This is a genomic window from Tessaracoccus caeni, from assembly GCF_029211185.1.
Classification (GTDB): Bacteria; Actinomycetota; Actinomycetes; order Propionibacteriales; family Propionibacteriaceae; genus Arachnia; species Arachnia caeni.
On record NZ_JARGDO010000004.1, the window covers coordinates 105,942 to 118,297 of the forward strand.

Annotated in this window: 13 protein-coding genes; 9 read left to right on the forward strand and 4 right to left on the reverse strand. The window is 66.0% G+C overall.

Annotation, left to right across the window (positions count from 1 at the left end):
- Nucleotides 1-71: 71 nt before the first annotated feature.
- Nucleotides 72-1,028 carry an AraC family transcriptional regulator gene (locus tag P0D62_RS05035; RefSeq protein ID WP_275701537.1) on the reverse strand — a complete coding sequence of 319 codons (957 nt, stop codon included), beginning with the start codon at nucleotides 1,026-1,028 and terminating at the stop codon, nucleotides 72-74.
- A gap of 111 nt (nucleotides 1,029-1,139) precedes the next feature.
- Here P0D62_RS05035 and P0D62_RS05040 point away from each other — a divergent pair, with 111 nt between their 5' ends.
- From P0D62_RS05040 to P0D62_RS05060, 5 genes are all read left to right on the forward strand, one after another.
- Nucleotides 1,140-2,027, forward strand: a complete 888-nt coding sequence (locus tag P0D62_RS05040) for an NAD(P)H-binding protein (RefSeq protein ID WP_275701538.1) — start codon at nucleotides 1,140-1,142, stop codon at nucleotides 2,025-2,027.
- Between the two features lie 120 nt (nucleotides 2,028-2,147).
- Entirely contained in the window at nucleotides 2,148-2,993 is an 846-nt protein-coding gene (locus P0D62_RS05045; RefSeq protein ID WP_275701667.1) for an SDR family NAD(P)-dependent oxidoreductase, read from the forward strand.
- A 504-nt stretch (nucleotides 2,994-3,497) separates the two neighbouring features.
- Nucleotides 3,498-4,040, forward strand: a complete 543-nt coding sequence (locus P0D62_RS05050) for a type IV toxin-antitoxin system AbiEi family antitoxin domain-containing protein (RefSeq protein ID WP_275701539.1) — start codon at nucleotides 3,498-3,500, stop codon at nucleotides 4,038-4,040.
- 95 nt (nucleotides 4,041-4,135) lie between these two features.
- Nucleotides 4,136-4,879: a nucleotidyl transferase AbiEii/AbiGii toxin family protein gene (locus P0D62_RS05055; protein ID WP_275701540.1), complete on the forward strand. Its 744-nt coding sequence runs from the start codon at nucleotides 4,136-4,138 to the stop codon at nucleotides 4,877-4,879.
- A 214-nt stretch (nucleotides 4,880-5,093) separates the two neighbouring features.
- Nucleotides 5,094-5,765: an HAD family hydrolase gene (locus tag P0D62_RS05060; RefSeq protein WP_275701541.1), complete on the forward strand. Its 672-nt coding sequence runs from the start codon at nucleotides 5,094-5,096 to the stop codon at nucleotides 5,763-5,765.
- Nucleotides 5,766-6,102: 337 nt separating this feature from the next.
- Here the strand turns inward: P0D62_RS05060 and P0D62_RS05065 are convergent, their stop codons facing one another.
- From P0D62_RS05065 to P0D62_RS05075, 3 genes are all read right to left on the reverse strand, one after another.
- Nucleotides 6,103-6,591 carry a SixA phosphatase family protein gene (locus tag P0D62_RS05065; RefSeq protein ID WP_275701542.1) on the reverse strand — a complete coding sequence of 163 codons (489 nt, stop codon included), beginning with the start codon at nucleotides 6,589-6,591 and terminating at the stop codon, nucleotides 6,103-6,105.
- 218 nt (nucleotides 6,592-6,809) lie between these two features.
- Complete coding sequence (locus tag P0D62_RS05070; RefSeq protein ID WP_275701543.1) at nucleotides 6,810-7,790, reverse strand: TRM11 family SAM-dependent methyltransferase; 981 nt, start codon at nucleotides 7,788-7,790, stop codon at nucleotides 6,810-6,812.
- A 10-nt stretch (nucleotides 7,791-7,800) separates the two neighbouring features.
- The gene (locus tag P0D62_RS05075; protein ID WP_275701668.1) at nucleotides 7,801-8,352 is read right to left on the reverse strand and encodes an inorganic diphosphatase; all 552 of its coding nucleotides are present in this window, start codon (nucleotides 8,350-8,352) and stop codon (nucleotides 7,801-7,803) included.
- A gap of 124 nt (nucleotides 8,353-8,476) precedes the next feature.
- Here P0D62_RS05075 and dacB point away from each other — a divergent pair, with 124 nt between their 5' ends.
- Genes dacB through hpt form a run of 4 tightly spaced genes read left to right on the forward strand, consistent with a single transcriptional unit; the run spans nucleotide 8,477 to nucleotide 12,299 of the window.
- On the forward strand, nucleotides 8,477-9,892 hold the full coding sequence (dacB, locus tag P0D62_RS05080; RefSeq protein ID WP_275701544.1) for a D-alanyl-D-alanine carboxypeptidase/D-alanyl-D-alanine endopeptidase: 1,416 nt from the start codon (nucleotides 8,477-8,479) through the stop codon (nucleotides 9,890-9,892).
- Nucleotides 9,892-10,773 carry a zinc-dependent metalloprotease gene (locus P0D62_RS05085; protein ID WP_275701545.1) on the forward strand — a complete coding sequence of 294 codons (882 nt, stop codon included), beginning with the start codon at nucleotides 9,892-9,894 and terminating at the stop codon, nucleotides 10,771-10,773. Before dacB ends, P0D62_RS05085 begins: the two co-directional genes overlap by 1 nt.
- Entirely contained in the window at nucleotides 10,766-11,719 is a 954-nt protein-coding gene (gene tilS / locus P0D62_RS05090) for a tRNA lysidine(34) synthetase TilS (protein ID WP_275701546.1), read from the forward strand. Before P0D62_RS05085 ends, tilS begins: the two co-directional genes overlap by 8 nt.
- A gap of 28 nt (nucleotides 11,720-11,747) precedes the next feature.
- Nucleotides 11,748-12,299: a hypoxanthine phosphoribosyltransferase gene (gene hpt / locus P0D62_RS05095; RefSeq protein WP_275701547.1), complete on the forward strand. Its 552-nt coding sequence runs from the start codon at nucleotides 11,748-11,750 to the stop codon at nucleotides 12,297-12,299.
- Nucleotides 12,300-12,356: the final 57 nt, after the last annotated feature.

The window sequence follows — 12,356 nt, forward strand, 5'->3', positions numbered from 1 at the left end:
GTCCCCTTTCTGGGGCCGGGCAGAAACGCGTCCGGGCCGGAGCGAGTTGAGGGCGTGGTCCGATGAAGGATTTACCCGACGCGAGAGCTTGCGCTGCCGCCACCGGCGCGATGCCCGGACGGTGAGAGACCCCGAGTGCGCGTGAAGGCGACGCTGAGGGCGAAGGCGTTGGCGTAGCCGACCCGATGGGCGATCGCCTCGAGGGTGAGGTCGGAGGTTTGGAGTAGATCGGCGGCCAGTGCCATGCGCCAGCCGGTGAGGTAGGTCAGAGGAGGCTCGCCGACCAAGGCGGTGAAGCGGCGTGCGAGAGCGGACCGTGAGCCTCCGGCGCGCTCGGCGAGCGTGGCGACGGTCCACCGTCGGGCTGGATCCTCGTGGATCGCGTTCAGTGCGGGACCGACCAGCTCGTCAGCCTGCGCGCGATACCAACCTGGCGCCTCCGTGTCAGATCTGGCGAACCATGCGCGCAGGGTCGCGACGAGCGCGATGTCCAGCAGTCTGTCGAGCACGACCTGCTGGCCCGGACCGGCAGTGCCGACTTCCCTGGTGAGCAGGTCGATGATCTCGCTCTGCGAGTCGTCGCGTGATACGACGACGACATCAGGCAACGCCTTGAGCAGCCTGCCGGTGACGTCGTTTTCGATCTGGTAGGTACCGCTTGCGACGATGGTCGAGCCTGCGAGCGAGCTTCCGGTGGTGCGGGGACCGAGGGTGAAGGCGTCGGTGATGTCGGCGCCGGTGGTATCGGTCAGCCGATTCCCGGGGTGGACGATGATCTCGGGGACGGTGGCCGGATCGTCACCGATCGTGTACAGGTGGGGTCCTTTGGCGATCGCGACATCACCAGTGCGGATCAATACTGGGTCGGCGCCGTCGGGCACGATCCACACGTGACCGCGCAGGGCGGTGACCAGGGCCAGGGCAGCCTCGTCGGCGATACGCAATGCCCACGGCGGATCCCAGATCGTCCGGCAGAACGCGGCGGTGCGCGCGCGGACACCGTGGAGAAGGTCGGAGAGGGGGTCCATACCGTCAGGGTAGACGCACAGACATGCAATCGGGTCATTGAGATATGGATTAGTCCAGCCTGTCGCCGTTGACTTGGACATGCCACCCAATACAACGAGTCGAAAGAAGGCATGTACATGTATACGATCACCGGAGTTACCGGACACGTCGGGGCAATCGTCGCCAATGAGCTGCTGGATCGTGGCAAGGCGGTTCGTGTGGTGCTGCGCGATCCTGCCAAGCGCGCACCCTGGGAGCAGCAAGGAGCCCAGAGCGTGCTCGCGGACTTCGCCGATACGCAGAATCTCGCTGAGGCTCTGCGCGGCAGCGACGGTGTCTTCGCCATGCTGCCGGTTCTCCCGTCGCTGGACGAAGCGGGGCATCGTCGTCTCGTTGATTCGATCGCTGGGGCTATCGAAGCCAGTGGTGTCGGCCACGTCGTCCTGCTGTCTTCCATCGGAGCCGACCTGCCCGGCGGAACCGGCCCGATCCGCTGGCTGCACGACCTGGAGCAACGACTGGCCCACACCGACGCGGTGGTCACCGCGATTCGACCGTGCCACTTCCAGGAGAAGGTCGAGGTGGTACTCGACGCGGTGCTTCACGGCGGCATCTACCCGGTCTTCGCTGCCTCCGCCGACGCACCAGAGCCCATGATCGCTACCCGCGACGTGGGGCGAGCCGCCGCTGAAGCGCTGCTGGCATGCCCGTCGGTCGGAGAGTCGATCGACCTCATCGGTCCCGCCTACACCGAGCGCGACGTGACCGATCGTCTCGCAGCGATCCTCCAGAAGCCGATCGAGGTCGTCACGATTCCGCGAGACGGATGGGTCGAAGCCATGGTCGATGCGGGTCTGCCCACAGTCTTCGCGAAGGAACTGGCTGAGCTCTATGCGGCTGGCGAGGACGGCCTGCTCCGTCCGTGTGGTGATCGGCAGCAGACGCACAGCACTCCGATCGAGGAAACCCTGCATCGGGTCATCGAGACGACTGCCGGTGTGCATCTGAACACGCAGTAACCGGAGTCTGCACATCGACGTGGCTGGGTCGCTTCCGCGACCCGGCGACGAGGTGTTGACCGAACGGCTCCACGAACCCCGTCTCCGGCGGCTTCCTGCGCCGAACCGAGTACCGGGTCACTGGTTTCGGCCGGTCGCTCGTCGGTCTCGGACTTACTTGTCGACGAGTTGCAAGCTCACGGTGGCAGAGTCTCGGTCGTCCGCGCCGACCTGTCCTCGTTGCAGAGCGTGGCCGAAGCGAGCGGTGCAGTGATCGACCTCGTGCGATCCGACGGTCTACCGCCGATCCGTGGACTGGTGTGCAACGCCGGGGTGCAACACACGAATGCGCTCACGGAGACGGTGAATGGCTTCGAGTCGACGTTCGCGGTCAACGTGCTGGCCAACCATGTCCTTGTGCGCAAGCTCGAGCACCATCTGCATCCGCAGGCGCGGGTTGTGGTGACCGTGAGTGATACGCACTTCGGAGACTTCCGGCACAACCTCGGCATGGTGCCCGGCCCCAGGTGGCAGCCGGTTGAAACGCTCGCCCGAGTTGGCGCGTTCCCCGATCCGGCGAGTACGAGGGCAGGGCGTACTGCGTACTCGACCAGCAAACTTGCCGCGATCTATCTCGTTCACGAGTACGCTCGTCGCCTCCCGGCAACGTGGACGATCGCCGGCTACAACCCTGGCTTCGTGCCTGGCACTGATCTGGCCCGAGACGCCGATTCCGTCTCCCGGTTCGCCATGCGCTGGATCATGCCGCTGATGACCCTCACTCCCTTTGCAACCTCGCTTCGTAAGGCCGGGTGGTTTCTTGCTGACGCGGCACTCGGCGTCATCGAAGCACCAAGCGGTGCCTATATCGACCGTCACGAGGTCGCGCGATCATCGCCCGAGTCATACGACCCGCAACGTGAGCAAAACACCTGGGACGCCGTCGAAGCGCTCACGGCAGGCTTCATTCATCTCACGAGACCGTAGATGTCTCGAACTACCAGACGTGAGAGCTTGTACTACCTAAACTTGATCGTTTCTACTACCCAAATGTGATGTCACGAAGTCCTCGGATGTGAGTGAACCGCGTAGGAGGGCGGTCGGGACGTTGAATGACCTCATTGAAAGAGCCAGCGTGTCGGAGCATCGCTGGGCGTCGTCGTTGACGACGGCAAGGTGTGGTCGACCGCCGTCGGCGAGGTGGTGCGGATCCGCACCGGAGAGCGGGGTGTGAGTGGGTACACCAGGAAGAACGGGATTGACGTTCGGCCATGCCGACGCGGCGGCAAGAAGGACTGACCTGACAGGTCTGGTGTTCTCAAATCGAGCGACCTAACGGGAGCGCCGCTGCCGAGAACGACCGGGCCTGCTGACCCCAGAGGTTTCTTGTCTCGCTGGAGGGGGTGCTTGCCCCTCTCGTGCCGGTCTCGATCCGTCTTTTGTCGCCCTATGTGCATGGCGAGACTCTACCGTTTTCGGTAGAGTTGTGACATGACTGGTGGAGTGAAGTACCGGGAGATCGTGCGTGAGATCGCGCTCGATCATTACGGCTATGTCACGACCAAAGAGGCTGTCGAAGCTGGGGTGCCGAGCGTTGAGTTGCCCAAGCTTGCGGCGCGCGGCGGGCTGCGGAACGTCGCATACGGGCTCTACCGCGTACCGGATGTCCCCCCGACTGCTTATGACCAGTTCGCCGAGGCGCTTCTTCGAGTGGGCGAAGGTGCTTACCTGCATGGCGAGTCTGTGCTCGCGTTATTCGGGCTAGCCGATGTGAACCCACGGCGGGTCAAGGTGGCTGTCGACAGGCGCACTCGCGCGAAGTTGCCTCCGTTTGTGGAGTTGACTCAGGTGAGAGAACCAGCACATGTAGTGTTTTATGAAGGGTTGGCAATGCAACCGGTCGCGGATGCCATCCTCGAGTGTCGCGGTCGCGTCGAAACACAGCGACTCATGGACGCAGCCAGGCAGGCGCGAAAGCAAGGGTTGTTGACCACCGTGGAGTGGCAACGAGTCAAAAGGGGCCTTCAGTCGTGAGATGCACCACCCCGCCGACGAGTGTGCGATCGCTGGAGCAGCGCATTCGCAATTTGGAGGGCAATGACGGGCTGGCTCTGCGACGCCGTGTCGGGATGGCGCTCGTCGTCGTTGGTCAGATGCTTCCCGAAGGTGCGATCAAGGGCGGTAGTGCGATGGCGCTGCGTTACGGGCGTGGGACGCGGTTCACTCAAGATCTCGATGCCGCGCGGGTTCAATCACTTGCGAAGTTCCGTAGTGATTTTGAGGACTCACTCTCGGTTGGATGGGCGGGCTTCTCGGGAAGGCTCGTAGAGAAGGCGGCGCCTCGACCGCCAGCGGTACCGACGGCGTACGTGATGCAACCCTTCGAAGTGAAGCTCGACTACCGGGGGAGATCATGGTGCACCGTGAAGTTCGAGTTGGGTCACAACGAGATCGGTGACGCGGATGAGCCAGAGTATCGACTCGCCGCCGACCTCGTCGATCTCTTCACCGATGTCGGGCTGGACGCGCCGAGGCCTGTGCCGGTCATGCGCTCCGACTATCAGGTTGCTCAGAAGCTCCATGCCATCTCAGGTGCGGGAAGTGAGCGGGCGCGTGATCTCGTCGACATCCAACTCCTCGACGCTGGCGAAGACCTCAACCTCGTGCAGGTGGCCACGACCTGTGTCAGACTCTTCGACTACCGGAAGCAGCAGGCGTGGCCTCCGTCCATTGAGCGTGGTGCCCGGTGGGAGACGCTCTACATCGAAGCTGCTGAAGGGCTTGATGTCCTACCAACCGTCGACGAGGCGGTGGCCTGGGTCAACCGGTTCATCAGCCGCATAGTCTCGTCTCTCCGTGAAGAGTCGTCCTAGCTGGGCCAAGACCATGGTGTGGCCGTTGCGGTTTCCATCGAGCATCCCCTGTCCCGCGAACGAGGTGACCTGGCTTGTGACGTTGACGAGAGTTTCCGCACCGTCCGGCTCGAATGCCCAGGTCAGAACGGCCTTTGTGAGTGGGTGCCCGTCGTTTCTCACGGTCTCCGTGTAGACGACGAGTTCCTGCGGCACGGTTGCTAACGTGAACCGCATGACCACCCTGCGGCCCGAGGCGCACACCGAGGTGATCGTGTACGACTTGGACGGCGTGATTACGACGCGAGATTCGTTCACCGCGTTTGTCGTCGAGCAGCTGCGGCGCAGACCGCTGCGGCTGTTCAGAGTTCTGCCAGCGGCCGTCATGATGCTCCTCAGCAGGCAGGAGAAACGCCGGCGAGACGCGGCCGCGCGGGTCACCGAGGTTGCTCTCTCAGGCCTACGCGACAATGACTATTCTGGGCTCGCCGCAGCATTCGGGAAACGTATCGGTAATGACCACTCCTGGATACGTGCCGCCACCGTCGAGCGCATCCGACGCCAGAGCGCCCAGGGGACAAGGATCGTCGTAGCAACAGCGACAGAACGACGACTCGCGCAAGCCCTGCTTGCGCAAGCCGAAGTGCCGTACGATCTGCTTTCCGCCTCCTTGTTGACAGAATTACCAACGGGCATGAATGTGGCTGACCACCGCGTCGGGGTGCGGAAGCTCGAAGCGCTCCGTGAACAAGGTATCGCCGTTGACCAAGCCGAGTTCGTTACTGACTCCATGACCGACCTCCCAACCGCTCGCGCTGCGGCACGAGTGATCTTGGTCGGGGCCTCGAAGAAGACCCGCGATCGGTACGCGCAAGCAGGAGTCGCCATCGCAAGGACAGTCGCGTAGGTTCCTGTGGGCTGCGGTGTAGCCGCTCGTCTGTGTTCGGGTTTCCTGACGTTGTCCCGGATCCGCCGACCGGACGCGATATCCCGGTCGCTGTCGGTCTTTGGGTTGACCGAGGCTGATTCCGTTCGGTCGCTAGGTGGTTTCGGTGTTATCGAGGTTGTGGACGTCACTATGCTGACGGACTCAGCCTCGCTACCTGGAGAATCGCTTGTGACTGAACGGAATCAGCCTCGATAACCGACGACGTTCATTCCGGAGAGACGCCGACCCGTCGAGCCGTCTGTCGTGGCCTCGTTTCCATCCACCAACCGTACGGATCGGGGTGCGGGAGTCCTGATCAGAGGCGGCGGATGCCTTCCAGCATGATGCCGCTGAAGTCGCGCTCAGCCAGCGCCGTCCAGGGGCTCGTGATCAGGAAGCTGGAGAACGCAGAGGTGGGGTACCAGCACTGGGCCTGATCGGCTTCCTCCCGGCTGGACTCGTAGGACAACTCCGCGACGAGCCCGGGGATCGTGGGCGCGTGGCCGATCACGATCAGCCCGTTGACTTCCTCACCGGTCTCCGAGATGCGCTGAAGTATGGTGTCGCTGCCGCCGAAGTACAACGCGTCCATGAACTCTGCAGGAACGCCGAGCCCGAGCTCCTCGAAGGTCTCGCGAGTGCGGGTGGCCGTGGACACCAGGGCCCGTTGGATGCCCCGATCGGCCAGTTCCATACCGGCCACACGTGCGTCCTGGCGGCCGCGACCGGTCAGGCGTCGCGCCTTGTCGCCCTCGACGTTGTAATGCTCCGTCGTCGCGTGCCGCATCAGTACGAGTCGCTTCATGGGCGCAGTCTATAAGCGGCGCCGACGTGGTGGTGCGGTATCCGCGACGGGTTCCGGTGGCCCCTTTCGAGGCTCGCTGGCGCTCGCACCTCAAGGAGCGGCTCTTGGTGGTTCATGCTCGCCCTGATTGTCGAGGCCCGCTGGCGCTCGCGTTCCATAAGGAGCGAGGGGCGGGCGTCTGGAAGGGCAGCTCGAGGGGCGTCAAAGGGAAGGAGCGACTATGGGGCGACGGCCACCATCAGGTCGCGTTTGATCGAGGAGTCGACGCGGTGCTGGAAGCCGCCGTCGTCGACGACGCGCAGCCCGGCCTTGACCATGATCGCGGCCAGCTCGTCGCGGGAGAGACCGTAGGTGTTCCAGGAGATGCCGAGCGCCCCACCGTGCTTGAGCTGGCGCGCCCACACCGGGATCGCTGCGCGCAGCAGGGAGGCGGGGGAGCGGTCCTTGCCTGCGTCGGTCGATGCGCCGTGCGCGACGCCGTACGGCGCATCGGTGACGATCGCGTCGAACCGTTTCTTGCCGAACAGCTCTGCCGAGAAACGGGCGTCGCCGGTGTAGGCGATCGCCTCGAGCGGTCCCGCGGACGTGGTGATCGTCGCCTCGAACCGCTTGCCGATCGACTTGCCGTCGCGACGGACCGGTCGTACCTCAGCGGTGTGCTTCAGCCGCTTGCGGCGAAGATAGGTCTTGTAGAACGACGCCAGCTGCTCGAAGGACTTCGCGTCGGCCTCAATCCCGTAGGCCTCGTGGCCGGCCATCAACGCGGTGGAGAGCGTGGTGCCGCGCCCGGCCATCGGATCCAGGATCTGACGTGGCCCGTCGGGCTCACGGGCCACGGCGGCAAGGGTGACGTTCAGCAGCAGCCGGGTGAACTGCTCGTTGGTCTTGCCCTGATACTTCGGGATGGTGACCAGGTCGTCGTCGAGCACGAACGGGTCGGGTACCGGGACCGGCCGCAGCAGGTCGCCCTCCCGCGCGAAGAGCGCGAGATAGGACGACTGCGAGGCGACAACCGCCGCGGCCGCCTCGCTGAGCGGCTCGGCGTCGAAACCCAGGTATCCGATGCCTGCGATCGTCTCGTCGTCGATGCCGGAGGCGAAGGCGGCGGTGCTGCGCAGCTCCGCCGCCGACAGCCGGGCCGACTCGCCCGCGTACACGCGGTTCGACGACGGATTGCGCAGCATCACATAGCGCTGCACCCGGACCTCGTCAGGCGAGGTTGACGTGGTGATGCGCGAACGGAGTGCCCTTGGCCCGCTCGAAGGAGTTGATGACCTCCTGCTCGGCCTCTTCGCGGCCGGTCCAGGTGGCGCCCTCGACGGACTTGCCGGGCTCCAGATCCTTGTAGACCGAGAAGAAGTGCTCGATCTCGAGCAGCACGTACTCGGGCACGGCGTCGAGGTCGGTGAGGTGGCTGCGACGGGTGTCGGCGGTGGGCACGCACAGCACCTTGTCGTCGCCGCCCATCTCGTCCTTCATCCGGAACATGGCGACGGCCTTGCACTCGATCAGGCAGCCGGGGAAGGTGGGCTCCTCACCGATCACCATGGCGTCCAGCGGATCGCCGTCCTCGCCGAGCGTTCCCTCGACGAAGCCGTAGTCGTAGGGGTACTGGGTGGAGGTGAACAGCGTGCGGTCCAAGCGGATCCGGCCCGTGTTGTGGTCCATCTCGTACTTGTTCTTGGTGCCCTTCGGGATCTCCACGGTCACGTCGAACAGGATCTGTCGTCCTGGCTCGATGGGCCGAAGGCCTTCGGGGATGTCGTGGCTCACTGGCGCTGCTCCTATGATTGGCGAATCACCACCCGCAGAGGATGCGGGAGATTTACTTGGCACAATACCGCTTGGAGGCGATTTGCGCGCACACCGTCGGGCGGTGCACTGGGTGGCTTTTTGGCTAATCCTGGGGCTGCTGCTGGCTGCGGTTTTCCTCGGCGCGGTGTTTCGCGGGCGGATTCTGGTGGCCACTGGACTCGACGTTCAGGGCGGTGCGGCGACCATCTCGCCGACGCTGTTCCCGCTTCCGACCACTCCGGTTCCAGAGCCTGAAGAAGGCCTGCCGGGCATGGCTTTGCCGGTGGCGGGCGGTATCACGCCTGATCGGAAGGCCTTGGAGGCCAAGATCTCGGCGCTCGACACCAAGCTTCTCGTCGAGGCGCAGGACGAAGACGACAAGAACAAGAAGCCCAAGAAAGCCACTCGTGCCTACCAGGTGATCGATGTGGCCTCCGGGAAGGTCGTCGGGGCCTCTAAGTCCGGCGCGTTGCTGATCCCCGCGTCGAACACGAAGACCCTCACCGTCGTCGCCGCGATGAACATCTTCCAAGGCGACGAGACCTTCGCTACGACAGTCGTGCAGCCCGAGCCGGGCAGGATCGTGCTGGTGGGCGGCGGCGACGCGCAGCTGGTCAGCGCCAAGCCGAAGCGCGGCACCTATCCCCGCAACGCCTCCACGCAGGAACTCGCCGAACTGACGGCGGCCGCTCTGACCCAGGCGGGGATCGACAAGGTCACCCTGGGATACGACGCATCGCTGTTCGAGGACTCCGGGTGGGCCGACACCTGGCCCGGGAACTACCGCGATCAGGTGACCCAGCTCTCCGCTCTGTGGGTGGACGAAGGGCGCACCAATGGTGGGCGCAGCCGCACGGCCGCGCTGGACGCCGCCACCATCTTCGCCGAGCAGCTCGGCAAGGAGGGCATCACCGTGTCGGGGAAGCCCACCGAGGAGAAAGGCAGCGGCGAGGAGCTGGCGCGCGTCGAGTCCACCCCGGTGCATGTCCAGGTGGAGCAGGCGATGCAGCGCTCCAACAACTCCTTCACCGAAGTTCTGGGCTTCCAGCTCGCCCTTGCCACCGGGCATCCCGCCACCTTCGACGGCTCCGTCGCGGCGATCGAGGAGCAGCTCACCGAACTGGGCATCTGGGACGACGGGGCGGAGCTGCACGACGCGTCGGGCCTGTCGCGTCAGAACAAGGTGAGCGCCGCCATGCTGACCCAGGCGATGGCGCACATCGTGCAGAGCCCGAGGCTCTCGGTGATCCTCGAGGGGCTCCCGGTCGCCGGAGTCACGGGCACCCTCGCCACGCGCTTCGACGATGACACCTCGCGCGGAGCCCGTGGCGTGGCGCGCGCCAAGACCGGAACGTTGTCCCTGGTGGCCACCCTCTCCGGCACCACGACCACCGACGACGGCGCGGTGCTGGCCTACGCGTTCATGGTCAACGGCGCCCCCAACGGGTGGGCGGCCAAGGTGTGGACCGACCAGGCCGTCGGCGCGATCACGGCTTGCGGCTGCTGATGGCTCCCACTTACGCGCCCGACATCGCCTGGCCAGTGGCCCGGAGAGTGGGCCTCTGGGCCGGGGGCACGCTGCCCGAGGCCACGCGACCGGAAGCGATCCAGGAAGTGGCCGCTTTGCGGCGTGCCGCGAGAGAGGCCGGGCAGCTGGTGGCGAAGCAGTTCGGGCCCGAGGGACTCGATCACGCGGTGGTCGTGGTGGATCGCGACGGCTGGCACCGTGCCGCGGAGTCCATGGTCGACGGGTTCGTCGCCGCTATGGGCCTGACCCCGCCCCCCACCAGGCCATGGACCGGCGCTCGGCGTTCAGCTCTCGGGGTGATGACGGGGGTCGGCTTGGGGGTGGCGGGGCGCCAGCTGCTCGGCCAGTACGATCCCGTCGGCCGACGCCTGTACCTGGTGGCCCCGACGATCATGGCCACGCGTCGACGTCAGGGCATCGATGCCGCCGACTTCCACCTCTGGGTGTGCCTGCACGAGCAGACCCATGCCGCTCAGTTCGGGGCCGCCCCGTGGCTCAGAGACCATCTCGTCGGTCAGCTCGCGCAGGTGGCCAACGGGGCGAAGCTGGACGAGTCGGTGGCCTTGATGACCTTTCTCGAAGGGCACGCCGACCTGATCACCGACCGCGCCGCGCAAGGCCGGATCGTGGCCATCCGCGCGCTGCGCGCGGCTTTTCGTCGACGCGTCGGGCCGCGTCGACGCGGAATCCTGGGGGCGATCGACAAGAGCGCCCAGTACCGCGACGGGCTGGCCTTCTGTCGGGCCGTCACCAAGCGCAATCGGCAAGCGCTCAACGCGGCCTTCGAGTCGCCGGCCAATCTGCCCACGCTCGACGAGATCGCCGAGCCCCCCGCGTGGCTGTCGAGGGTGCATGGCTAGGCACGAGCTCGGGCCGCATGCCCTGCGCGTCGGCCAGGCGGTGGCGCGGGTGCTGGACGGGCTCGCAGGGGAGGTGATCGTCGGGTGCTCCGGTGGCCCGGACTCGCTGGCCCTCGCCCTGGCGGCGGCGTGGGCGGCGCCCAAGGCGAGGATGACCGCACGGGTGGTGATCGTCGATCATGGGCTGCAGCCCGAATCCGGCACGGTGGCTGACAGCGTGGCCGGGATCCTCGCCGCCCGCGACATCGCCGCAGAAGTGCGACGCGTGTGCGTCGACCCGTTCGCAGCAGGCCTGGAGGCCGGAGCCCGGGACGCTCGGCTGGCCGCGCTCGCTCAAGACGGCCTGCCGGTCTTGCTGGGCCACACCCTCGACGATCAGGCGGAGACGGTGCTGCTCGGGCTTCTGCGCGGTTCGGGAACCCGGTCGCTGGCGGGCATGGCCGAGCGTCGAGGCCCTTTCATCCGTCCGCTGCTGGGTCTGCGCCGGGCCGACACGGAGGCCGCCTGTCGGGAGTGGGGCGTCGAGACGTGGATCGATCCGCACAACGCCGAGCCGCGCTTCGCCCGGGTGCGGGCGCGATCCCATCTGGCTGAGCTGTCCGACGCCTTCGGCCGCGACGTGGCGCCGGCGCTCGCTCGCACGGCGGCGCTGGCCCGGATCGACGCCGACTTCCTGGACCGCCTGGCGGACGATGCGCTGCGCGACGCTGAGGAGGTTGACGCGCTCGAGGTGCGTCGGCTCGCCGCACTCGACGATGCGCTCCGGCTTCGGGCGATCAAGGCGTGGTTGGCGAAGGCCGGGGCAGGGGAAGCGACGATGACCCACGTGCTCGCGGTTGATGCGCTGATCGGCCACTGGCGAGGGCAAGGGCCGGTGCCGGTGCCCGGGGCGAGCGTGCGTCGCAACGACGGCCGGTTGGAGATCGTCGCGAGCACGCGCCTGTGACGGCCTGAATGGCGGTAGGGTGAGCCGCGTGGATGCCGCTGATATCTCCAATGACCTGAGCCGAGTCCTCTACACCTCCGCCGACATCGACAGGCGCATCGCCGAGATGGCGGCCCAGATCGACGCGGACTACGAGGGCCGCGAACCCCTCCTCGTCGGCGTGCTGAACGGGGCGGTCATGGTGATGAGCGACCTGCAGCGCGCCATGAAGAGCCATGTGCAGATGGACTGGATGGCGGTGTCGTCCTACGGCGCCGGAACCCAGTCCAGCGGCGTCGTGCGCATCCTGAAGGATCTGAGCGTCGACGTCGCCGGGCGCCACGTGATCGTCGTCGAGGACATCATCGACACCGGCCTCACCCTCAGCTACCTCATGAGCAACCTCAACTCCCGCGGACCCGCCAGCCTCGAGATCGCTGCGATGTTCCGCAAGCCGGATGCCGCGCAGATCGACGTTCCCGTCGCTTACGTCGGCTTCGACATCCCCAACGAGTTCGTGGTGGGTTACGGCCTCGACCACGCGGGGCTCTACCGCAACCTTCGCGACGTCGGCACTCTCGCGCCGCACATCTACCAGTAGTCGCGTACCCGGGCCCGCCTTCCAGCGGGCGCAGCGGGTTTCCCCCGCGCTGGTATT

Excerpts from the sequence above, each read along its gene's own strand:
- P0D62_RS05035 (WP_275701537.1), bottom strand. The coding sequence starts at position 1,028 with ATGGACCCCCTCTCCGACCTTCTCCACGGTGTCCGCGCGCGCACCGCC.
- P0D62_RS05060 (WP_275701541.1), top strand. The coding sequence starts at position 5,094 with ATGACCACCCTGCGGCCCGAGGCGCACACCGAGGTGATCGTGTACGAC.
- P0D62_RS05055 (WP_275701540.1), top strand. The coding sequence starts at position 4,136 with ATGGCGCTCGTCGTCGTTGGTCAGATGCTTCCCGAAGGTGCGATCAAG.
- P0D62_RS05085 (WP_275701545.1), top strand. The coding sequence starts at position 9,892 with ATGGCTCCCACTTACGCGCCCGACATCGCCTGGCCAGTGGCCCGGAGA.
- P0D62_RS05050 (WP_275701539.1), top strand. The coding sequence starts at position 3,498 with ATGACTGGTGGAGTGAAGTACCGGGAGATCGTGCGTGAGATCGCGCTC.
- P0D62_RS05040 (WP_275701538.1), top strand. The coding sequence starts at position 1,140 with ATGTACATGTATACGATCACCGGAGTTACCGGACACGTCGGGGCAATC.
- tilS (WP_275701546.1), top strand. The coding sequence starts at position 10,766 with ATGGCTAGGCACGAGCTCGGGCCGCATGCCCTGCGCGTCGGCCAGGCG.
- P0D62_RS05065 (WP_275701542.1), bottom strand. The coding sequence starts at position 6,591 with ATGAAGCGACTCGTACTGATGCGGCACGCGACGACGGAGCATTACAAC.